Source organism: Pseudomonas gozinkensis (genome assembly GCF_014863585.1).
GTDB lineage: Bacteria > Pseudomonadota > Gammaproteobacteria > Pseudomonadales > Pseudomonadaceae > Aquipseudomonas > Aquipseudomonas gozinkensis.
This window is the reverse complement of the sequence record NZ_CP062253.1, coordinates 2857958-2879102: the sequence shown is the minus strand read 5'-3', so window position 1 is coordinate 2879102 and position 21145 is coordinate 2857958. Positions and strand designations below refer to the sequence as shown.

General features: G+C 60.3%; 16 protein-coding genes. All 16 read right to left on the bottom strand.

Annotated features, from left to right (window positions below):
• Positions 1–165 precede the first annotated feature (165 nt).
• Positions 166–732: a suppressor of fused domain protein gene (locus IHQ43_RS12685; RefSeq protein ID WP_192564630.1), complete on the bottom strand. Its 567-nt coding sequence runs from the start codon at positions 730–732 to the stop codon at positions 166–168.
• On the bottom strand, positions 729–5360 hold the full coding sequence (locus IHQ43_RS12680; RefSeq protein ID WP_192564629.1) for an RHS repeat-associated core domain-containing protein: 4632 nt from the start codon (positions 5358–5360) through the stop codon (positions 729–731). The genes IHQ43_RS12685 and IHQ43_RS12680 overlap by 4 nt, the downstream gene beginning before the upstream one ends.
• On the bottom strand, positions 5357–8242 hold the full coding sequence (locus tag IHQ43_RS12675) for a type VI secretion system Vgr family protein (RefSeq protein WP_192564628.1): 2886 nt from the start codon (positions 8240–8242) through the stop codon (positions 5357–5359). Before IHQ43_RS12675 ends, IHQ43_RS12680 begins: the two co-directional genes overlap by 4 nt.
• A gap of 127 nt (positions 8243–8369) precedes the next feature.
• Positions 8370–8885, bottom strand: coding sequence for an Hcp family type VI secretion system effector (locus IHQ43_RS12670; RefSeq protein ID WP_007949952.1), 516 nt, complete (start codon positions 8883–8885; stop codon positions 8370–8372).
• A 322-nt stretch (positions 8886–9207) separates the two neighbouring features.
• Entirely contained in the window at positions 9208–10122 is a 915-nt protein-coding gene (gene catA, locus IHQ43_RS12665) for a catechol 1,2-dioxygenase (RefSeq protein WP_192564627.1), read from the bottom strand.
• Positions 10123–10300: 178 nt separating this feature from the next.
• The gene (catC, locus tag IHQ43_RS12660; protein WP_085747494.1) at positions 10301–10591 is read right to left on the bottom strand and encodes a muconolactone Delta-isomerase; all 291 of its coding nucleotides are present in this window, start codon (positions 10589–10591) and stop codon (positions 10301–10303) included.
• Positions 10592–10609: 18 nt separating this feature from the next.
• Positions 10610–11731, bottom strand: a complete 1122-nt coding sequence (locus tag IHQ43_RS12655) for a muconate cycloisomerase family protein (RefSeq protein WP_192564626.1) — start codon at positions 11729–11731, stop codon at positions 10610–10612.
• 22 nt (positions 11732–11753) lie between these two features.
• Positions 11754–12515, bottom strand: a complete 762-nt coding sequence (locus IHQ43_RS12650) for a 1,6-dihydroxycyclohexa-2,4-diene-1-carboxylate dehydrogenase (protein WP_192564625.1) — start codon at positions 12513–12515, stop codon at positions 11754–11756.
• A gap of 27 nt (positions 12516–12542) precedes the next feature.
• Complete coding sequence (gene benC, locus IHQ43_RS12645; RefSeq protein ID WP_192564624.1) at positions 12543–13550, bottom strand: benzoate 1,2-dioxygenase electron transfer component BenC; 1008 nt, start codon at positions 13548–13550, stop codon at positions 12543–12545.
• 46 nt (positions 13551–13596) lie between these two features.
• Positions 13597–14085 (bottom strand): benzoate 1,2-dioxygenase small subunit, encoded by a 489-nt coding sequence (gene benB / locus IHQ43_RS12640; RefSeq protein ID WP_192564623.1) that lies wholly within the window; start codon positions 14083–14085, stop codon positions 13597–13599.
• Positions 14085–15440 (bottom strand): benzoate 1,2-dioxygenase large subunit, encoded by a 1356-nt coding sequence (gene benA / locus IHQ43_RS12635; RefSeq protein WP_192564622.1) that lies wholly within the window; start codon positions 15438–15440, stop codon positions 14085–14087. Before benA ends, benB begins: the two co-directional genes overlap by 1 nt.
• 141 nt (positions 15441–15581) lie before the next feature.
• Complete coding sequence (locus IHQ43_RS12630) at positions 15582–16538, bottom strand: AraC family transcriptional regulator (protein ID WP_192564621.1); 957 nt, start codon at positions 16536–16538, stop codon at positions 15582–15584.
• A 202-nt stretch (positions 16539–16740) separates the two neighbouring features.
• A complete protein-coding gene (locus tag IHQ43_RS12625; RefSeq protein ID WP_127797827.1) occupies positions 16741–17112 on the bottom strand; it encodes a fe2+ zn2+ uptake regulation protein in 372 nt (123 codons plus the stop codon).
• Positions 17113–17199: 87 nt separating this feature from the next.
• Positions 17200–19404, bottom strand: a complete 2205-nt coding sequence (locus IHQ43_RS12620) for a TonB-dependent receptor (RefSeq protein ID WP_192564620.1) — start codon at positions 19402–19404, stop codon at positions 17200–17202.
• Between the two features lie 160 nt (positions 19405–19564).
• Entirely contained in the window at positions 19565–19966 is a 402-nt protein-coding gene (locus IHQ43_RS12615; RefSeq protein WP_192564619.1) for a ParB N-terminal domain-containing protein, read from the bottom strand.
• A 15-nt stretch (positions 19967–19981) separates the two neighbouring features.
• Positions 19982–20869, bottom strand: coding sequence for an HpcH/HpaI aldolase/citrate lyase family protein (locus tag IHQ43_RS12610; protein WP_192564618.1), 888 nt, complete (start codon positions 20867–20869; stop codon positions 19982–19984).
• Positions 20870–21145 lie beyond the last annotated feature (276 nt).

Here is a 21145-nt window from a genome sequence, read left to right as displayed (position 1 = left end):
GACAGATTTATATAATGCAAAAAAATCCGCCTCCTTTAATCCTAGCTTTTACCCCTCTTTCCCTTTACCCCAAAGCTTTAAGGATCAAAAAAAATCCGCCCCCATTATTGAAACTCGATTAAGCTCGCTGCAGAAAACGGAGTAAAGAAACCTTGCACTACAAAATTAATCGACCAAACTACCCCTACTTAGTGAAAACAAATCAATCGATGTTTCTTCAAGCAACACTTCAAAAGCATCCGCACCTTTTTCTTCTATATATTTAAGTTCCGTGTCAAATAGTGGAATAATCCACGCAAAAACGCATGTAAGGCCATGCGTATCAGGCCCAGTATAAGAAAATGATTCATCTCCAAAAAAAACCGGAGGCTTGATCCATACAGCAGAGAGCGAATAATCATCAAAAACAACTCCCCCCCTCTGTATTAACTGGTTATTCAACAAGGCACAACAGGATTTAATAGCATCATCTGCGAGTTGCTTTACGATTGCGACCGCATTCTTGGGGATCTCATTCTGATCAATAGACAATAATAATTCGTGACGTATTACTTGTGCAGACACCGAAGACTTAAGCCCTACATGTGAAAGGCCCAGCGTACAAAATGTGACAACGCCTTCCACACTACCATCCCGACACTCAATTACTTGATAAGAATGTGCACCTTCAGAAAAGTCCCACCCTTGGTAAATTTTTCCAAAGTGCTTCTCTATATGTTCAACAATGCTCATTTTCGATTTCCTTCTCTACGGTTGCAGGATGGGCATTTTAGAATAACGCCCGTCTGGTAGTTGTCGAGAACCTCTTTTCGACTTACGCCGTCTGGGAAATCTCTTTTGCTCCACGGATCGGGATGGTGATCCATATCCCAATCTCGCGGACCTGTTCCTGGGGCAACTTCTACTTCTGTTTCGCACACAGGACAGATTTTGCCTCCGTTCGGTCCGGGAAGGGCACTATTCCATGCGTCCCTCACAGATGCCTTTCTCCATCCTCCACGACTCGTGACCTGACCTTTTTCATTTGTACCTTTAACCAATCCAAGCGGATCAATCCAACCATTGGCGTTTGGCGCATACTGGTAGATGTTAATGCCGCCCGCGAAGCCAATAGGATCCTGCGAAATAAACCGCCCAACCCTCGGATCATAGTACCTATATCGATTGTAGTGCAGCCCCGTCTCATGATCGTGATACTGCCCCTGGAACCGTATCGGGTTCGTCACGCCATGCTGCCGCGCCCATTCTGAACGCTGTTCCGTCACCTGCCCCCACGCCTTGTACTGCGCGGTCCAAGCCATGTTGCCTTGCGAATCCGTCAGTTCCTGCGGTGTTCCCAGGTGATCGCACTGGTACCAGGCCAGCGCATCAAACGGTAATGCCGTGGCTTTGTGATTCCACAACGGATCCTCATCAAGGCTGTATTCACCGCTGTAATCCGGCTGCCCCATGAGCTTGATCGGCGCGTGGCGCACAGCTTGAGCGATCGGGACAAAAGTGCCCGGTTCAAAGACGTAATGCACCGTTCGACCTGGCTCACCATCGTCCTGCGCCAGACTGCTTTCCCACGCAAGATTGTCGCCATCCCATCCGTAAAGCGTAAAACCGCAGCCCAGTTCACGCTGTTTGCGGGCGTGCTCGTTTCTGTTCCAGAGGGAACCTGCTTCAGGCCGCTGCTTGTAGTGCGCACGGGAGTTTTTGTGCAGGCGTCGTCCCAGTGCGTCGTAAGCGAAATCCACGCTCAGGCGCGGATCTTCGAAATGCACCAGTCGATCAAACAGGTCCCAACGTAGATCACTGCGTTGGCCGTTTTGCCAGCGCTGGATCTGGTTACCGCGTTCGTCGTAGTCGTAGTGGGTGCCGGCGTATTCGCGCAGCAGGTTGTCGACCAGTTTGCTGCGCGGTGGCGTCAGATCCAGTGGACGACGGATTTCGGCAGTCTGGTCATCCAGCAGGTTACCGGCCGGGTCGAAGGCGAACGTTTCAACGCCTTGACGCGTCACGGCGCTGAGCAGTCGGCCGACGGGATCGTAACGATAGGCGAGCGGGCCGCGGCGACTGTCGTTAATGTCAGTCAGTTGGCCGGCAGCGTCGTATTTGTATTCGCGCTTGAGCAGCGTGCTTTTGTCATCGCTGCGCCCCAGCAGTTGCTCCTGCAAGCGACCGGCCGGGTCCCAGCTTTGAGTTTGCAGCAGGTGATTGCCTTGGTGGCGGGCAACTTCGCGGTGCAGGTCGTCGCGTTCGTAACCGATCAGCTCATGCTCGTCCAGGCGCATGCCCAGCAGGTGGCCGCTGCCGTAAGTGAGCCAACTGACGCGGTGGCCGTCCGGGCGAACGGTGGCAACACGCTGGTTAAGCACGTCGTACTCGTGCTGCCAGATCGCGACGGTGGGCTTTTCCAGTCCGAGGTAATGTTGGTGTTCGCGCAGCAGATTGCCGGCCGGGTCGTGGAACCATTGCAGGCGGCTGTCGGCGTTGTCGGCCAGCACCATGTTGCCGTTGCCATCGTAGGCAAAGGTTTCGCTTTGCGACTGCTCGCCCAAGGTGGCGCGACGTTCAGTCAAACGTCCCATCGGGTCGAAGCTCACCGAGATGACGCGTTTGCCATTGATCGATTGGGCAAGGCGACCGGTTAGCGAGTCGTACTGATAGCGTGTGCTGCGCCCGTCAAATCCGCTCTCTTCCAGCAGTCGACCGACCGGGTCATAGTGGAAGTGTGCGCGTTGTTCGTTTTCGTTTTCCAGAGCCGTTAGCCGTCCGAGACGGTCCCAGCGATAGCGCAGGGTTTGCTCGGCGGCATCGACACGTTCGGCGATCAAACCGGCCGCGCTGTAGCTCCAGGTAGTGCAGCGATCGAGACCGTCGACATGCGTCAACAGCCGGCCTTCGGCGTCGCGTTCGAAGCGCTCTTCAGTCTTGTCCGGGTGCTTGATCAGCACCAGTTGGCCAGCCTTGTATTCGTATTCGGTGGCGTTACCGGCGGCGTCGGTGAAGCAGATCATCTGCCCCAGTTCGTTGTATTCCCAGGCGCTGGTCTTGCCTGAGCAGTCGACGTACTCGACCATTTGCCCGGCGTCGTTGTAGTCCAACGTCTTTTCGTTGCCGTTGGCGTCCTTGATCGCGGTGGGCTGACCGGATTTGTTGTAGGCGTATTCGGTTTTGTTGCCCAGCGGATCGAGCGCTTCGACCAGGTTGCCTTGGTCGTCATAGGCGCGTTGCCACTGACCACCCTCGGCATCGCTGATTTTGATCAGCATGTCTTGATCGTCGTAGGCGTAATGCATCACCGTGTGATCGGCACGGATGTGTTCGAGCAGGTTACTGCGTTCATCGTAGCTGTAGCGATCGGTGCTGCCGTCGGCATTGACACGGCGCACGATGTTCTTGGCCTCATCGCGGAAGAACCATTCCGAACGCTCGTCCGCGTAGCGAATGCGGTAGGTGTAGCCAAGGATGTCGTAGTAGTGCCAGGTCTCGTTGCCGAGGGCGTCGGTGACGTAGGTCAGACGGATGTTTTCGTCCCACTCCAGGCGCGTGTCGAAGCTGCCGTCGTCCGCCCATTCGCGGATGGCTTTGGCCTTGGAGCCCGGGCCGTCCCACTGCAGGTTCATGCCGCGTCCGGTGCGGTCGGTGTAGCGGGTGATCAGGTGATGCTGGAACTGATACGACCAGACTGCACCGTTCTCGTCCTGTGCTTGAATCAGGTCGCCATAGGCGTCGTACTGGTAGGCGCAGAGCTGTCGCTGCGGTTCGCCGTCAACGATTTGCCAGAGACCCGTCAGTCGGCCGTGATCGTCGATCATCGTACCGAGGTGCAGGTGGACTTTGGTGAAGTCGTTTTCCTGATAGGTGATCAGGTCCGAGAGCACCGATTGTTCGCCGTGCCGATGCTCGTAATGCAGCATGATCCCGGCGCCATTGCGCAGCGAAATGTTGGTCAGCACATAACGCTGGCCACGACGGACGTAGGTTTCCTTGCGTTCGAAACCGTGGCACAGCAATAGCTGATCTTCGCTGGCACGAATGAGGGTGATGTTTTCGATGGCGTCGTAATGAAACAGACCGACTTTGGGCAGCGGATAGCTGTGGTCACGGCCGTCGGCACCGTAGAAGGTCAGGCCATCGTCCACGCAGTCGAAACGTGTGGTGAACTCGCTGATCCAGCGGGCGCCGAGCTCGCTCTGATCGTAGGCGTCGAGGCGTGAGTTGTAAGTGCGTGTCCATTCGATCGGGAATGGGCCGGGCAGGCTGAAATCGGTATGGCTGAGGCTTTCCGAACCCAGGGAAAAGTTAATGCTGTGACGGGTGCTGGAGCAGGCACAGTTTCTTTTCGGGTTAGGGGCGTGAGTCGCCGGAGCCTGTCGGCCCGTCGCTCCCAGCGCCCCTTCCGAGGCCGTGCGCTTGGCCTGGCTGGTCTGATCCGGTTTGACACCGGCCCCTTGACCATGGGCATTGCGCTTGCGCCACACTGCCACGGCACTGGACAGTATCAACAGCAACCAGCCGATGGAGTTCTGAACGGACTCATCGTCCAGCTTACTCAACTGGGTGCGCAGCTCCGGGCCCATCGCTCGCAGTTTTGCGGTTTCCGTAGCAACCCGCTTCTTCACGTCATCGGGCAGCAGGTGATCGGCTGCACTGTTGGCCAAGCCTTTGCCTGCGGCTTTATAGGCGCTGGCCGCGGCGCCGAAGATGTTGCCGATCGACGCAAGGGGATCATTCTTGAATTGATCGACCGCTGCACTCGCCTGTGCGCTGGCCGCATTGAGATCGCCCTTGGCATCAAGCTTGCCATTGGCCACCGTCTCGAGGCCTTTGGCAATCTCGTTGATGACGTCCTCGCCCAGCTTGCCAGCGTCCGCCAGAATGCCCGGCAGCTTGCCTTTGGCCTGTTCAACGAAATCGTCGAGCGTACCGATGATGGACTCGTTCAAGTGTCCGATCAGGACTTCGATGACCGATGAACTGAGCAGCATCTTGCTGGTGGCCTTCATCTCCTGACGCACCAGAAACAGGGTTGGGCGCAAGGTCATGCGTGCTGCCGCCATTGCCGGTGGCAGCGGCAAAACACCGATCAGATTGATACCGAGACTGGCCCACGCGAGTAGGTCGCGTTTCTGCGCGTTCGACAGGGTGACGATGTCACCCAGCGCATCGACCAGCGCCATGATGTTGCCTACCACGGGTAAGGCGCCGGCGACGTTCTTGATCCGGTCGAGGGTGACCACGCCGCCACTGGCCGATTGCAGCCAGGCATCGAAGGTCGCCGCGCTGCTGGCGACATCCTGAATGTCGATGGCATTTAAAGGAACGATCGCAACCTGAGGTTCACGTTTTACAACAGCAGTTTCAGTGGTCATGACAGCATCTCACCCGCCAGCAGGCCCGGGGTTTGAATAAGAGTTTTTGGCAGGGCTGGAGCCGGAAGCGTTGGCAACTTGCCGCTCTTGCTCGCCGCCCCGAGAATCCCCGACGCACTCGGCATTGCCGCACTCGCCAGTTTCGGCAGCCCGGCAGCTCCGCCTTGCACTGCACCCTTCACCTGCTGCGCCGTTTGCATCGCGCCCATCCCTGTCTGTGCCAATTCCTTGCCCTTCTCCAACAAGTCCCAGTTCTTGCCCGGCAGCGCCTGCGCGACCATCGCCTGCACCTGACTCGGCACGTCTTCCGCACCCGGCGGATTCAACGGCCATTCCGGCTTGCCGATGTAGCTGCCTTCGCTCCAGGTGTCCGCCGGATCCTTGCCGAACAACACCCGCGCCGGGCCCGGTGCGGCGCCGGCCACACTGGCGAAGCCCTTCGCGTCGAGCTTGCCCTTGATGCTTTTGCCCAAGGCATCGATGACTTCGTAATCGCCTTCCTTGATGCCCTGACGCCCGGCGTACTGGTTGAACAGCTCCAGATTGCCCTTGCCCGGTTTCGGCGGTTCCGGGAACACGCCCGCCAGGGATTTCGCCCCGGTGTAGGCGAAGTTCGCCGCGTGGGCGGTGTACGGGCCGCTGGTGGCGTGGGTGATGCCGCCGGCGTTGTAGGTGGTGGCGCTGCCGCCGCCCTGGATCACCAGTTCGGTTTTGGCAGTGATGGTGATGCGATCGGCGTTGGCGGTGATGTTGAGTTTGGCCAGCAGGTTGATGCTGTCCTTCAGTGCCTTGACGTCGATGTCGCCGGAGGCCGCCACCAGCCGCCAGCCCATGCTCTGCACGAACAGACGCATCCCACGGCTGGCACTGGCCAGCAGGCGTTTGCCGATGGAGAAACTGGTGTGCCCGGTGCTGCTCAGCGCCAGGTGTTCGCCGGTGGCGATGTGGCTGGAGCGCGGTGTGGTCAGGGCGATGCCGGCGGGGCTGGCGAGCACCAGATGCGGCTCGGTGAATTCGGGGAATTCATTGGCGGTGAGGTTCGCCGGGCCGCTTCCGAGCACGCCCTGATGCTGCGCGTGCAAGGCCTTGGCCACGTCATCCTGATCGCCCGCTTCCTGGGCTTGAAGCTCTTTGGCCTGTGTGGCGAAACTGTCCTGTTGATCGCTGGCCGTGGCCAGACGCTCGGCGGTTTCCGGCAGGTCCTTGTGGTGTTTCGATTCGTTCGGGCGCGGTTCGGTGGTGATCAGCAGACCGGCACCGGCCCGCACGGCGCCGTGGCGGTCGGTTCTTAATTCAAAACCTTCACCCCGAGGCTGACCGCCGCTTGGACGCGGATGGGTCAGGTAACCGAGGTTGATCGCGCTCGCACCGTGATCACTGCGCAGCGCGATGCTGATCTCGCTGGTGGTGTCGTCGATGCGCAGTTCGTTGGCGCGGCTGCCCTTGTATTCCTTGCTCTTGACCGTGGCCAGGGTCTTGAAGTCCGGCAGCTTGTACGGCGGCAGGTTGGCGCCGTGGTACAGGCAACCGGTGATCAGCGGCTGGTCGGGATCACCTTCGAGGAAGGTGATCAGCACCTCCATGCCGACCCGCGGAATGTTGATCGAGCCAAAGGTTTCCGCCGCCCAACTGGAGGCCACGCGCATCCAGCAGGTGGTCTTGTCGTCGTGCTGGCCTTCGCGGTCCCAGAAGAACTGCACCTTCACCCGGCCGTACTGGTCGCAGAAGATTTCTTCACCTTCGGGACCGGTGACCACGGCGCTTTGCGAACCGAGAACCTTGGGTTTCGGGTGATCCAGCGGCGGGCGGTACGGCACGTCCCAGGGGATCGCGCTGAAGCGATTGCGATAGCCCTGATGGAAGTCGTCCTTGTCGTCGGAGGTGTCGCTGGTCACCGACTCTTCCAGCACTTGCGGCTGTTTGCCTTCGTGGAAGATTTCGGTGAGCAGCCACAGGTCGTTCCACGTCGGGTTGGCGTGGTCGGTCAGGGCCAGAAAATGCCCGGTGACCAGAATCGGCTGGTCGCTGTTGCCCTCGGCCAGGCGGTAGTCGCTGCGATGGCGTTCGAGGTTGCGATTGGCCAGGTGTTTGCCGCGCTCGCGATCCACGAAACGGCCCGGGTAATCGTAGTCTTCCAGGTCCGGTTGGGCGCTGCTTTTGGCGTCGCTTTCCAGCTCGATTTTCGGTTTGACGAAGTCGTAATCGCGCCGCGTGGTGCGGCTGGTGCGGGTGGCCAGACGCAGGCCGAAACGCTTGACCACCGGCTTGTCCGCCACCAGTCCGGAGTCCTGCTGATAGGCCACCGGCGCCAGTTTCGGGAACACCGTCTGGTCATCGCCGAAGGTCAGTTTGTGGCCGCTGGCGGTGTGCTGGAAGTGGTAGTGAATCCCCTCCTCTTCGCACAGGCGCTGGACGAAGTGCAGGTCACTTTCATCGTACTGGGTGCAGTAGATGCGCTCGGGATAGATCGCACTCAGCTGGAAGTGGTAATCGCTGGCGAGGATGCCGTGTTCTTCCAGCACCTGACTGATGATCTGCTGTACGGTCATCTGCTGGAAAATGCGCTGGTTGAAGCGGTGAGCCAGGTATGAAAGCTGCGGGCGCAGGGAAATCCTGTAGCGGGTCAGGCGCTTGCCCGCCTCGCCCTGGGCAATGCTGTAAACCAGCCCGTGAATCCCGCTGCCGCTCGGCGACAGTTGAAGAAACGCCAGTTTGTGCAGCAGGCTTTCGAGGTTGATCGAGGCCTTTTCACTGACCAGTTCCAGCTCGAATTCGAAGGGCGTGTTGAGGGCTTCCCGGCCGGTGAACGACAGCACCTGGAAATCGCTGTCCGCGCCATCGATGGTCAGGTTGAAATGAGCCTGGTTGGCCGGTGAGAACATTCCCTTGTCCCTCGTGCTGTGCTGCGATGCGCGCCAGATCGCTAAGGATCTGGCGGCAAAAAATTCTTTTGAAATTCATGATCTCGGCCAGCAGCGCCGGCCGAGACAGTAAAGCGATCAGCCGTAATTAAACGACTGGAGCACGCCAGTCATCGGAACCCGAAGTACCGGAGACTTCGTGGGTCCAGGTGATTTTGCGGTAGGTGAACTGCACTTCTTCCAGGTGGGTGAAGTGCGCGTTGCCTGGATCCTGGCAGTTGTGCATTTTGTTGTTGATGGCGACGATGATCGCGTCTTCCAGTTTGGTGGTGTAGTAGTGCTCTTGGGTGCCTTGCGCCGAAGTGCGGTACCACTGGATAACGATTTCGCTCATGCGCTCGCCGGAAGTCAGAGCTGCTTGCAGCAGTGGCGAAGCCTTGTCGTAGACCTTGGTGATCACAACTGGTTTGTGAACGCGCTGACCGGTTGGCTGACCGGATTGCGGGTCACGCGGGATGATCACGTCGTGGGTGAACGCCTGAACCATGACCTGGTCTTCGTGACCTTCCTGGTAGGTGTTGCCAACGGAGTCGGCGGTGAAAGCGCCGGCAGTGATCAGGCCTTGTTTTTCGCCGGTAACCGACATGTACGCTGGTGTTGCCATGGGGTGTGCTCCTTGCTCAAAAGACAGGACCGGACGGCGTGATTGCCTGCCCAGGTGGCGAAGGAGTTATCAAAAGTCGTGCCAGCTATCACATGGCCATTACCCATCAAGGGTTTACCAAGTCCGAGTGGGGTTTTTTCGATTTTTTCTGTAGGAAACAGCGAAAAAGTGCGCAAGAAGTTGCGCAGTGCTGTGCAACTTCTTGCGCACTTGGCTGAAGGCCTTGATCTACAAGGCCTCCAGCGGCTTACAGAGGGATTTTATTACGAACAACTGCGCAACTTTTTGCGCAGTTGTTCAATTCCGATCAGCGCCTGCAGGATCAGTATTCCAGTAACGCCCTTGGCCGCTGACTGCGCTGTTCGGCCGCCGAATCCGGCGCCTGTTGCAACTGAAAATCGAATTTCAATTCGGCCCGACGTCCCGCCGCATCCTCCAAAAACTCGACCTCCCCGACCAACCCTTCACGGGTCGCATACGCAAAGTCATCCCACAGGTATTTGTCCCCCGACAGGTTGATCTGCGTCGTCAGGTGCCGATGCCCCGGCGCAGAAATAAAGAAGTGAATGTGAGCCGGGCGCTGGCCGTGGCGGCCGAGCAGGTTGAGGCATTCCTGGGTCGGGCCCTGCGGATCGCAGCCATAACCGGACGGCACGATGCTGCGGGCGCGGTAGCGGCCTTCGGCGTCGGTGATGATCCGGCGGCGCAGGTTGTATTCGGACTGGCTCTGGTCGAAGAACGAGTACGTGCCCTTGGTGTTGGCGTGCCACAGGTCGACCGTGGCACCAGCCAGTGGCTGGCCCTGCGGATCGAACACCTGGCCTTCGAGCAACATCAGCGTGGCGATGCCCTCTTCACTGCCGTCGTCCATCCGGCATTCACCTTCGTACAACGGCGCACCGGCCACGTACAACGGGCCCTCGATGGTGCGCGGCGTGCCGCCGGTCAGGCCGATCTGCGCATCTTTGGCGTCCTGCAGCAGGTCGAGGAAATGCTCGAGACCGAGCCCGGCCACCAGCAACCCGGCTTCCGAGCGGCCGCCCAGGCGGTTGAGGTAATCGACGGCTTTCCAGAACTCGTCCTCGCTGATCTCTAGGTCTTCGATGATCCGGGCGGTGTCCTGCAACACCCGCAGGACGATGGTTTTCAAGCGCGAGCTGCCGCCATCGTTGGCGAAACCGGCGGCTTCTTCGAAGAATTTTTGCAGTTCGGCAGTGTGGGCAATCTTCACGGTCATGGTGTTCACCTCATCTTGTTGTTGTGTTTACTCAGCTCTCACGGATCAACCACATTCCCTGTGGGAGCTGGCTTGCCAGCGATTGCGGTGTGTCATTCAACGTGGATGGCCACTGATCGATCGCTATCGCTGGCAAGCCAGCTCCCACAGGTTTCCGCGGTGGATTCATTTTTTAGGCTCAGCGGTCGTCGGTGTGGATCGACGAGGGGTGGCGGCAGAGGCCATCGATCTCGATCTCCATGTAGGGAAACAACGGCAGCAGCATCAGGGTGTCGTGCAGCGCTTCGACGCTGGGCACGTCGAACACGCTGTAATTGGCGTAGTGCCCGGCGATGCGCCAGAGGTGGCGCCACTGGCCTTCGCGTTGCAGGCGCTGGGCGAGTTCCTTCTCGTCGGCCTTGAGTTTTGTGGCAACGGCCGGGTCCATGTCGGCGGGCAATTTCACGGTCATTTTTACGTGGAACAGCATGGCGTTCTCCTTAAGGAATCAGTGCCGGCGAAAACGCGCCAGACGCTCTTCATCCAGCGTCAGGCCCAGGCCCGGGGTGCGTGGAATGTGCAGGTGGAAGTCGCGGTACTGCGGACGCTCGGTGACGATGTCTTCGGTCAGCAGCAGCGGGCCGAACAACTCGGTGTCCCAGGTCAATTGCCTGAGGGTGAGGAACGCATGCGCCGAGGCCAGGGTGCCGACGGAGCCTTCAAGCATGGTGCCGCCGTACAGGGCGATGCCGGCAGCTTCGGCGATTTGTGCGGTGCGCAATACGGCGCGCGGACCACCGTTCTTGGCGATCTTCAGGGCGAAGACGCTGGCGGCGCCGTCGGCGGCCAGGCTAAAGGCATCCTCGACGCTTTCGATGGACTCGTCGGCCATGATCGGCGCCGGGCTGCGCTGATTCAGGCGAATCTGCCCGGAACGGTTGACCCGCGAGATCGGCTGCTCGATCAGGTCGATGCCGTTGTCACCGAGCACCTGACAGCCGCGAATCGCCTGGGATTCGTCCCAGTACTGATTGACGTCGACCCGCACACTGGCGCGCTCGCCCAGGGCTTTCTTGATCGCCACCACGTGTTTCAGATCTTGCTCCAGCGGGTTGGCGCCGATCTTCAGTTTGAAGATCCGGTGCCGCCGCGCTTCCAGCATCTGTTCGGCCTCGGCGATATCGCGGGCGGTGTCGCCGCTGGCCAGGGTCCAGGCCACCTCAAGGCTGTCGCGGACCCGGCCGCCGAGCAGTTCGCTCACCGGCAGGCCGAGGCGTTTGCCCTGGGCATCCAGCAAGGCGCTCTCGATACCGGACTTGGCGAAGGTGTTGCCCTTGGCGATCTTGTCGAGCTTGTGCATCGCGGCGTTGATGTTGTCCGCGTCCATGCCGATCAGCGCCGGCGCCAGGTGTGCGTCGAGGTTGGCCTTGATGCTTTCCGGGCTTTCGTAGCCGTAGGCCAGGCCGCCGATGGTGGTGGCTTCGCCGATGCCTTCGATACCGTCGCTGCAACGCAGGCGCAGGATCACCAGCGTCTGGTTCTGCATCGTGTGCATCGCCAGTTTGTGCGGGCGGATGGTCGGCAGGTCGACGATGATCGCCGACAGGTTTTCAATCAGGATCCGGTTCATTTCAGTGTCCATTCAAGCGTGATCAACCGAGGTCACCGCCACCGACCGGCAGGGTCACGCCGGTGATGTAAGAGGCGTCGTCCGAGGCGAGAAACAGGATCGCGCCGACCTGTTCGTCAATGCTTCCGTAGCGTTTCATCAGGCTGCTATCGAGGGTTTGCGCGACGATTTCCTGATACCAGGCCTGTTCCTGCGCGGACTGTTCGGCGCTGTTGCGCGGGATGCGTCGGGGCGGCGCTTCGGTGCCGCCGGGCGCGGTGGCGTTGACCCGGATCCCGCGCTCGGCGTTTTCAAAGGCCAGGCAGGCAGTCAGTGCATTGATCCCGCCCTTGGCCGCGCCGTAGGGAACGCGGTTCAGGCTGCGGGTCGCAATCGACGACACATTGACGATTACGCCGCGCCCCTGCTTGAGCATGTACGGCAAGGCGGCGTGGCAGCACCACAGCGTCGGGAACAACGAGCGGCGGACTTCGGCCTCGATCTGCTCGACTTCGTAGTGTTCGAACGGCTTGGCCCAAAGGGTGCCGCCAACGTTGTTGACCAGCACATCCAGGCGCCCGAACGTATCGACGGCGGCGCTCATCACCCGGGCGCAACCGGCGTATTGCTCAAGGTCAGCGGTCAGTGACAGAACGCCCTCGCCTTGCAGCTCGTGAACCAGTTCGGAGCGGTCGACGGCAATGACCTGCGCGCCCTCCTCCAGCAATCGCTCGCAAACCCGGCGACCGATGCCCTGCGCCGCGCCGGTGACCAGCGCGACCTTGTTGGCGAATCTCTTGTTCATGACAACCTCGCAATTCAAAAAGAAGATTCAGGCCGCCGCGAATTTCTCGTAGTAGAAGTTCGCCGGCGTGATGCCCTGCTCGCGGATGTACTGGCTGACGGCCTCGACCATAGGCGGCGGGCCGCACAGGTACACGTCGACGTCGCCTTCGTTGAGGTGGCGCGGCTCGATGTGCTGGGTGACGTAACCCTTGAGCGGGTGCTGACTCTGCGGATTGGCCACGCAGGCGCCGAAGCTGAAATTCGGGATGCGCGCAGCGAAGGCTTCGAGGCGGTCAAGCTCGACCAGATCGAAATCGTTGGTCACGCCGTAGATCAGGTGAACCGGGTGCTCGCTGCCCTGTTCGGCGATCTTCTCCAGCATCGCCGTGAACGGCGCCAGCCCGGTGCCGCCGGCCAACAGCAACAGCGGCCGCTTGATTTCGCGCAGGTAAAAGCTGCCCAGCGGCCCGGCGAGATTCAGGCTGTCGCCGGCCTTGGCCAGCCCGGTGAGGAAGCTGCTCATCAGGCCGCCAGGCACGTTGCGGATCAGGAAACTGACCTCGCCGTTCTTCTGCAGCGAGCTGAAGGAATAGGCGCGGGATTGCTCGCTGCCCGGCACTTGCAGGTTGACGTACTGACCGGGCAGGAACGCCAGTTTGCTCAGGGATTCACCCTTGAGCGACAGCGCGATGGTGCTCTCGGAGAGCTGCCGGACATCGCTGATCGACGCCAGGTAACTCGCCTGTTCGGTCTTGCACACCTGCGAGCCGACCGGCACCCGCACCACGCAGTCGCTTTCGGCGCGCATCTGGCAAGTCAGGACGAAACCCCGGGCCAGTTCGTCTTCACTCAGGGCGTCTTCGATGAAGTTGTCGCCCATGTCGTAACGCCCGGCCTCGGCGAAACATTTGCAGGTGCCGCAGGCGCCGTCGCGGCAGTCCAGCGGAATGTTGATGCCCTGGCGGTAGGCCGCGTCGGCAACGGTTTCGTGGCCGGCGGCCTCAATGAAACGGGTCACCCCGTCTTCGAAATTCAGTGCGATCTGGAAACTCATGGTGCACCTCGCTCACAGCGTCGAGCCCGGCTCGCCGCCGTCTCGATCAGATGTGGTAGATGTCGATGACCTGGCGGACGTAATCGTTCTTCAGCACGACTTTCTTGGCCTTGATCAACGGCTGTTCGCCGCGCAGGTCGAGGGTGTAGAAGCTGGTGCCGAAATAACTGTCGGTGACCTGATAGCGAAAGCTCAGGGTGTGCCAGTTGAAGCGCACCTGGCATTGCCCTCCGCCCTGCTCGACGATCTCGATGTTGCTGAGGTTGTGCGAGGTGCGGGTGTCGGGAATGGTGGCGCTGGAGCGCTCGGTCTTGATCCGGAATACCCGGTCTTCGAGGCCACCACGGTTGCCGTACCAGATCAGCGAGATTTCGCTCTGCGGGTCTTCGGTCAGGGTGTCGTGGTCGTCCCAGGCCGGCATCCAGAAACTGGCGTCGGCGGCGTAGAGTTCCAGCCACTGATCCCACTGGCCGTCGTCCAGATAGCGCGCTTCGCGGTAGAGAAAATCGCGCACGGCGTCGTAGAGGTTGTTCATCACACGGCCTCCACAGGAATCAGATTCGGTTCGATCGAAGCGGCCTCGAGCATCGTTTCCTGCCAGTACTTGTGTTGCAGCACGAACAGGCCTTCGTCCTCGGTGCGCATGCCGGACAGCAACGGTTTGAGGTCGATTTCCTCGGCCGCCGCGTCCGCACCTTCGACCCAATGGGTCGCGCCACGGGACATGTCGTTCCAGCCGCGCCCGGCGCCGTAGCCGGTCTGGCATGAGCGGAATTCTTCGAGATCATCAGGGGTGGCCATGCCACTGACGTTGAAGAAATCTTCGTACTGGCGGATGCGTTTGGCTCGGGCTTCCGCGCTTTCGCCTTTGGGGGCGATGCAGTAGATGGTGATCTCGGTCTTGTCGACGGAAATCGGCCGGGCGATGCGGATCTGCGAGCTGAACTGATCCATCAGGTACACGTTGGGGTACAGGCACAGGTTGCGCGAGTTCTCGATCATCCAGTCGGCGCGGGCCTGGCCGAAGTCCCGGGCCAGTTCATCGCGGCGCTCGTAAGCCGGACGATCCTCGGGGTTGGCCCAGCGGGTCCAGAGCAGCAGATGGCCGTGGTCGAACGAGTAGAAACCGCCGCCCTTCTTCGCCCAGCTGCCGGCGCTCATGGTCTTGATTTCTTCGCCGGCGTCGCGCTGCTGACGCTGGTTCTGGGTGGCGGCGTAGTTCCAGTGCACGGAGCTGACGTGATAGCCATCGGCGCCGTTTTCGGCGGTGAGTTTCCAGTTGCCTTCATAGATGTAGGAACTGGAACCGCGCAGCACTTCCAGGCCTTCGGGGGACTGATCGACGATCATGTCGATGATCTTGGCTGACTCGCCCAGGTGCTCGGCGAGGGTTTTCACATCGGCGTTCAGGCTGCCGAACAGAAAGCCGCGATAGGACTCGAAACGCGCGACTTTGGTCAGGTCGTGGGAGCCTTCGCAGTTGAAGCCTTCGGGATAGCCGGCCTCGCTCGGGTCCTTGACCTTGAGCAGTTTGCCGCTGTTGTTGAACGTCCAGCCGTGGAACGGGCAGGTATAGCTGGAACGGTTGCCGGACTTGTGCCGGCAAAGCATGGCGCCGCGATGGCTGCACGCATTGAGAAAGGCATTGAGTTCACCGGCCTTGTTGCGGGCGATGAACACGGGTTGGCGACCCATGGTGAGGGTCAGAAAGTCGTTGGCGTTGGGGATCTGGCTTTCGTGGGCGAGGTAGATCCAGTTGCCTTCGAAGATGTGCGCCATCTCCAGTTCGAACAGCCGCGGATCGGTGAACATCTCCCGCTTGCAGCGGTAGGCACCCTTCTCGGGGTCCTCTTCAAGCATGGCATTGAGGTAGTCGATTCCCAGGGACATGGCCGGGGCCTCCATTGTTATTGTTCAGGCCAGGTCAGATTAGGGAGGCAACGCGGGCGGCAATATCCGAATCCTGCAGAGCGCTATCCGTTTTGTGCAGGATGGTGCGGCAGGTGCTTCAGATTGTTTCGGGGCGGGAATTCAGTGGCGGCGCTTGAAGGTCACGGATGGCAACTCGCCGAACTGCTGGCGATAGCTTTCGGAGAAACGCCCGAGGTGCAGGAAGCCGTAGTCCAGCGCCAGTTCGGTGAGGTTGCGCACCGGGCAGCTCGGGTCGTTGAGGCAGGCATGAATGCGTTCCAGCTTGCGCTGGCGGATGTATTGCATCGGAGTCACGCCGAGCTGGCGTTCGAACAGGGTGTAGAGTGACCGCGGGCTCATGTTTGCCTGGGCCGCGAGGTGTTCGGCGGGCAGATCCAGCTTCAGGTTGCGCTCGATATAGTCGAGGATCCGCTCGAAGCTGACGCTCGGCGAACTCAGGCATTCACGGCTGACGTTGGTGTTCATCAGCGAGATCAGTTTGCTGCCGACGATCTGCGCGTAATGCTCCTGCACCCGCAGCAACGGATCACTGGCTTCGGCTTCCTGGCAGATCATGCCCAGCAGGTTGGTAAACCCTTCCAGCTCGTCGAGCCGGTAATGATTGCGCAGAAAACGGATGCCGCCCGCAGGATGCAGCCAGCGCTGCTCGTCGCACACCGACTCCAGCACGCTGACCGGCACCTTGAGGATGAATTTCTCGCAATCGTCGGAATAGGTCAGGTCGACCGGATCGTCCGGGTTGATCAACAACAATTCGCCCGGCACCAGATGATGCTCACGTTTGTGCCCGCGCCACAGGCAATTGCCTTGCAGCAGTACTTGCAGGTGATACACGGTTTCCAGCGCCAGCGACGTCACGCGAACGCTGCCGCCATAGCTGATGCGGCACAGATCGAGGTCGGCGAGTTTGCGGTGATTGAGGCTGGCTTGCGGGTGGGTGGTTTTGGACAGGCCGATGAAATGCTGGCCGACGTGCTGGTTCACATAGTCGGAGACGGCATACGGGTCAGCGTGGCGAAACACGCTGCTGCGGTCGCTCAGCAGACGGCTGTCCATGGGCAGGGCACTCGATCTTGTATTTATTGTGTGATCACGGATGGTTCACCGATCACAGTACGCCGGCATGCAGGATCGGGCAATTGGACGAAGGTTTGGCCGTGCGGTGATCGAACGTTTTCCGCGAATCAGGATTGACGGCCCCCAACGAAAAAACCACCTGCGAACAGGTGGTTTGGATCAGAACGGCAAACGCGATCATTCATCGATCGGCATGCTGCTCCAGCATCGCGTAGGCCTCGCCGGTAAAACGATAGCTTTTGTCGGGCTGAAACACGATGACGCCCTCCTCGCACAAACGCTTGAGCACTTCCCTGACGCTGATGAACTGAATGCCGCTGACAAACGCCTGCAGATACCCATGCACCCCGCGCCCGCCAACGGCGCGCCCTTCCCGTGCGGCAACCAGCAACGCATCGATCACCTTGATCCGGATCAGGCTGGTGCGCAGCCCGTAATAATGCAGCAGCTCACGGATATGCTCATTGGTGCTGCGCTCGAAATCGAAGGCCCGCTGGCCTTTCGGGATCGGCAATGGCGTACCAGAGGAAGTCGATGCCGGGCTGGTTAACATTCGAATACTCCTTTTCCATGAAGGCTCTGTGATCAACCGCTGTGCGTAGCTATATATAGAAGGCGCACCTCACAGTGCGCCCCCTGATCAGAAGTCGACGGTCGCCGACAACTGCAATGTGCGCGGATAGCCCGGGGAGAACGCGCCGTAGGACGCCACACCCGACCAGTACTCACGATCAAACACGTTCTGCACCGTGGCGCGGAACGTCGTCGGCCGACCTTCGATCTTGGTGGCGTAGCGAGCGCCCGCGTCGACGCGGGTCCAGGAAGGCAGCTCCTGGGTGTTGGCCTGATTGACGTATTGGCTGTCGGTGTAGATCGCGCCGCCGGTCAGGGTGAAACCTTCGACCCACGGTGTATCCCACTCGGCCCAGAGGTTGGCCTGAACATCCGGCACGCCCACCGGTTTGTTGCCACGGTTGGCTGCGGTGGCCGAATCCGTCAGTTCGCCATCGAGCACGGTCACGCCGCCCATCAGGCGAGTGCCCGGCGCGACTTCACCGAACATGCTCAACTCGACGCCACGGTTGCGCTGTTCGGCCTGCACCGAGAACACGTTTCCGGCGCCGATTTCACCGCTCGGCTTCTCGATCTGGAACAGTGCCAGAGTCGTCATGAACGTACCGTGTTCGTACTTCACACCGATTTCGTGCTGCTTGGATTTGTAAGGTGCGAAGGTTTCGCCGGAGTTGGCCGCGGTGCCGGGAGCGATGTCGCCCTTGCTCAGGCCTTCGACGTAGTTGTAGTACAGCGAAACGTCTTCCCACGGTTTGACCACCACGCCCGCCAGCGGTGTGGTCGCGCTGTCGTCGTAACGGGAACTGACCGAACCCGATGCATTGTAGTTACGCGACTCGATGTCCTGACGGCGCACGCCGAGGGTCAACTGAATCCGGTCATCGAGAAAACCCAGAGTGTCGGTCAACGCGATGCCGGACAGTTCCGATTCGGAAATGCGCAGCACTTTCGGCGAGTTGATGTACTGCTTCGGCACGTCCACCGGGTGGTAGATGTTCGAGCTGATTGCCGTACCGTTGTTAATGCCTCGGGACAACTCGTCCTGGTAACGGGTCGCCATGACCGTAGTCGTGTGGGTGACCGGGCCGGTGGCGAACAGCGCACGCATCCCCACGTCAGCCGTCGAGCGGTCGACGTTGAATTTGTAGTAACCGGGGATGTTGCTCGTGTCACCGGCGTCGTTGAGGATTCGCGGCACCTGGTCGGACATGCGCTTGACGTCCGAGCGACCGCCACCGGCGTGGGCGAACACCGTCAGGTTATCGTTGAGGTCATACTCGCCGCCGAGCAAGGCCGATTGCTCCTTGGTGTCGGACCAGCCCCAGTCCTGCGGCAGGTTAGTGCGGCCATTCGGCGCCGATGGAACCTCGACGCCCGGCGCGATGGTGAACGGGCGCGAGGCCGCATCGAAGCTCTCTTTCTGGCTGATGAAATCCAGGTTCAGACGCAAGCGCTCGCCCTGATAGTCGAGGGCGATGGCACCGATGTTGAGGTCCCTTTGCTGATCATCCACCGCGGTGTCGCCACCCTGGAGGCTGCCGTTGAAACGCACGCCAAACTGGTTTTCGTCACCGAAACGCCGACTGATGTCCAGATGCCCGCCCACTTGCGAGTCCGATGCGTAACTGCCGGTGAAGCGGGTCAGGTCTTCGGCCAGCGGGCGCTTGGGCACGATGTTGATCACGCCGCCGACGCCGCTGTTGGGCGAAATCCCGTACATCAGCGCGCCCGGTCCTTTCAGCACTTCGACGCGCTCGGCGTATTCGGTGAACACCCGATAGTTGGGCGCGACACCGTACACACCGTCATAGGCCAGCTCGCCGAGGTTGCCCTCGCCTATCGCAAATCCACGGATGAAAAACGAATCGACGATCCCGCCGGTCTGCCCGGTGGAGCGCACCGATGGGTCGCGTTCCAGCGCATCGGCAACCGTGACCGTTTGCAGATCCGCGAGGGTCTTGGCGGTGTAGCTGGTCACGCTGAACGGCGTGTCCATCACGTCCTTGTTGCCCATCATCCCGAGCCGCGCACCACGGGCGACCTGGCCACCGGCGAGGACTTCCGGCAGTGCAGTCGCGCCGTTGTAGCGGGCGTTGACGTTGGTGGTGTCCAGCGTCAGCCCTTCGGTGGCGACGGCGTCCTGTTGCTCGGATTGCTTGGGGTCTGCTGCCCAGGCAGTGGCGCTTCCTGCGGCCAGAATTGAACTCAGCATCGCGGTGCGAATGGCCAGTGTGAGTGCGCGTTCACTGCAGGGTCGGCTTGCAACAGACATGACGATTGGGTCCTTCTCGAGTGGCTGAAAATGGTAATGACTCCTATTTGCCAGTCGACAATCAAAAAAGTATCAGCGTGGCCGAATATTTTTTTGAGCGGATCGCCCGGAGCAGGAAACGACGGAGGATGGGTTGGTCAAACCCACCCTCCGGCGCCGGTCAGTCATACAGGCATTGCAACGGGATGGAGACCACAGGCAGCGCAGGGTCGAACGCGTGCCGGGTGGTCTTGTACGGGAACAACTCGCCGCGCTCGATGGTGGTGAAAATCTTCGCCACTTCGAACGCCTGCCCGGTTTGCCAGTGGCGCACACAGACGCGTGGGTCGGCGTAGTCGAGCTGGATGCACGGCACGCGTTTCAACCCCAGTGCCCGCGCCGCGTTGAACCGGTGATTGCCGTCCATCACGATGCCTCGGGAGCGCTCGACGATGATCGGTTCGAGCCAGTGCCCGGCCTGGATGATCGCCTCGCGCAGGCGCTGCACGTTGAGCGGATCGACCTGCTCGGATTGCCGCACGTCGCACAGCGCACGCAGGGCAATCTGGTAACCATGTCCCATGATTCACCCCCGGTTTCAACAGGCATCCGCGTTGGCAACAAGCGCGTACTGGCTGGCCATGTCCCGCAGGCGCTGGGCCTGCTCGATGAGCGGAAGATCGACCATTTCGCCGTCGACTTGCACCGCGTGACTGCCCCCCGCCACCGCGTTCAGGACCCGGTCCGCCCACGCCAGTTGGCGGGCGTTGGGCAGGAAGGCTTTCTGCACCGTAGTGATTTGCGCAGGATGGATACACAGCTTGGCGCCGAACCCAAGCGACCGGGCGTAACGCGAGTCGCGCTCGACCACCGCCATGTCGCTGATGGCCGGGGTCACACCATCGATGGGCGCCGGCAAACCGGCCACCCGCGAAGCCAGCACGATGCGATTGCGGGCGAACAGAAACGCCTCGGGAATCTGGCTGCAGTCGATGTCCAGGGAGAAATCCAGCGAACCGAATGCCAGCCGTGCCAACCCGGGAATCGCCGCAATCGCCTCGACCTGATGCAGGCCCTTGGCGGTCTCGATGATGGCGACGATTTGCAGCTCGGGGTTCCACTTCAGCAAGCGCTCGACCACAAGCGACAGGCTCTCGGGGCATTCAGCCTTGGGCAGGAAAATCCCCGCGCAGCGCTCGGGGTAGCGCATGTCGCCCAGCCAGGTCATGTCCTGGCGAAACAGCGAACTACCGACGCTGTTCAGCCGGATGTAACGCTGGCAGGCGGTTTCGGGCGTGCTCTGCTGCCAGGCCCAGATCGATGCCCGGGCCACGGCTTTGCTGTTCGGATGAACGGCATCTTCGAGGTCGAGAATGATCGCATCCGGCCCGGCTTCGACCGCTTTGGAAAAACGCTCCGGCCGGTTGCCGGGGACGAACAGGTAGCTGATGGGAAGCGTGGCGTTGGTGCTGTGACGAACAGTCATCGGGACTCTCCTGAGCGTGCTTCGGTCGTGGGTTTTCAAAAAAATTCGAACACCTGTTACAGGGGAAAAACCGGGTTGATTCCAGGCGTATTGAATCAACCGTCAACACCTTGAATAACAAGGCGTTAAGGGATTTTTTAATCAATACGCGAGCGCTTACTTGAGCAGGCGAACAAACGGCTTCGCACTCCCCTGTTGTGTGTGTTCATTCAAAAATATTTGAAAACCTTACTTGATAATCGTTCCTGTTCGCAATATTGTTCGAGCCGCTGACAG

Bases quoted from the DNA above. Each gene is read 5' to 3' on its own strand.
- IHQ43_RS12610 (WP_192564618.1), bottom strand. From the start codon at position 20,869: ATGACTGTTCGTCACAGCACCAACGCCACGCTTCCCATCAGCTACCTG.
- IHQ43_RS12625 (WP_127797827.1), bottom strand. From the start codon at position 17,112: ATGTTAACCAGCCCGGCATCGACTTCCTCTGGTACGCCATTGCCGATC.
- benA (WP_192564622.1), bottom strand. From the start codon at position 15,440: ATGTCCCTGGGAATCGACTACCTCAATGCCATGCTTGAAGAGGACCCC.
- IHQ43_RS12680 (WP_192564629.1), bottom strand. From the start codon at position 5,360: ATGACCACTGAAACTGCTGTTGTAAAACGTGAACCTCAGGTTGCGATC.
- IHQ43_RS12675 (WP_192564628.1), bottom strand. From the start codon at position 8,242: ATGTTCTCACCGGCCAACCAGGCTCATTTCAACCTGACCATCGATGGC.
- IHQ43_RS12650 (WP_192564625.1), bottom strand. From the start codon at position 12,515: ATGAACAAGAGATTCGCCAACAAGGTCGCGCTGGTCACCGGCGCGGCG.
- IHQ43_RS12655 (WP_192564626.1), bottom strand. From the start codon at position 11,731: ATGAACCGGATCCTGATTGAAAACCTGTCGGCGATCATCGTCGACCTG.
- IHQ43_RS12620 (WP_192564620.1), bottom strand. From the start codon at position 19,404: ATGTCTGTTGCAAGCCGACCCTGCAGTGAACGCGCACTCACACTGGCC.
- benB (WP_192564623.1), bottom strand. From the start codon at position 14,085: ATGAACAACCTCTACGACGCCGTGCGCGATTTTCTCTACCGCGAAGCG.
- IHQ43_RS12685 (WP_192564630.1), bottom strand. From the start codon at position 732: ATGAGCATTGTTGAACATATAGAGAAGCACTTTGGAAAAATTTACCAA.
- catC (WP_085747494.1), bottom strand. From the start codon at position 10,591: ATGCTGTTCCACGTAAAAATGACCGTGAAATTGCCCGCCGACATGGAC.
- IHQ43_RS12670 (WP_007949952.1), bottom strand. From the start codon at position 8,885: ATGGCAACACCAGCGTACATGTCGGTTACCGGCGAAAAACAAGGCCTG.
- benC (WP_192564624.1), bottom strand. From the start codon at position 13,550: ATGAGTTTCCAGATCGCACTGAATTTCGAAGACGGGGTGACCCGTTTC.
- IHQ43_RS12630 (WP_192564621.1), bottom strand. From the start codon at position 16,538: ATGGACAGCCGTCTGCTGAGCGACCGCAGCAGCGTGTTTCGCCACGCT.
- catA (WP_192564627.1), bottom strand. From the start codon at position 10,122: ATGACCGTGAAGATTGCCCACACTGCCGAACTGCAAAAATTCTTCGAA.
- IHQ43_RS12615 (WP_192564619.1), bottom strand. From the start codon at position 19,966: ATGGGACATGGTTACCAGATTGCCCTGCGTGCGCTGTGCGACGTGCGG.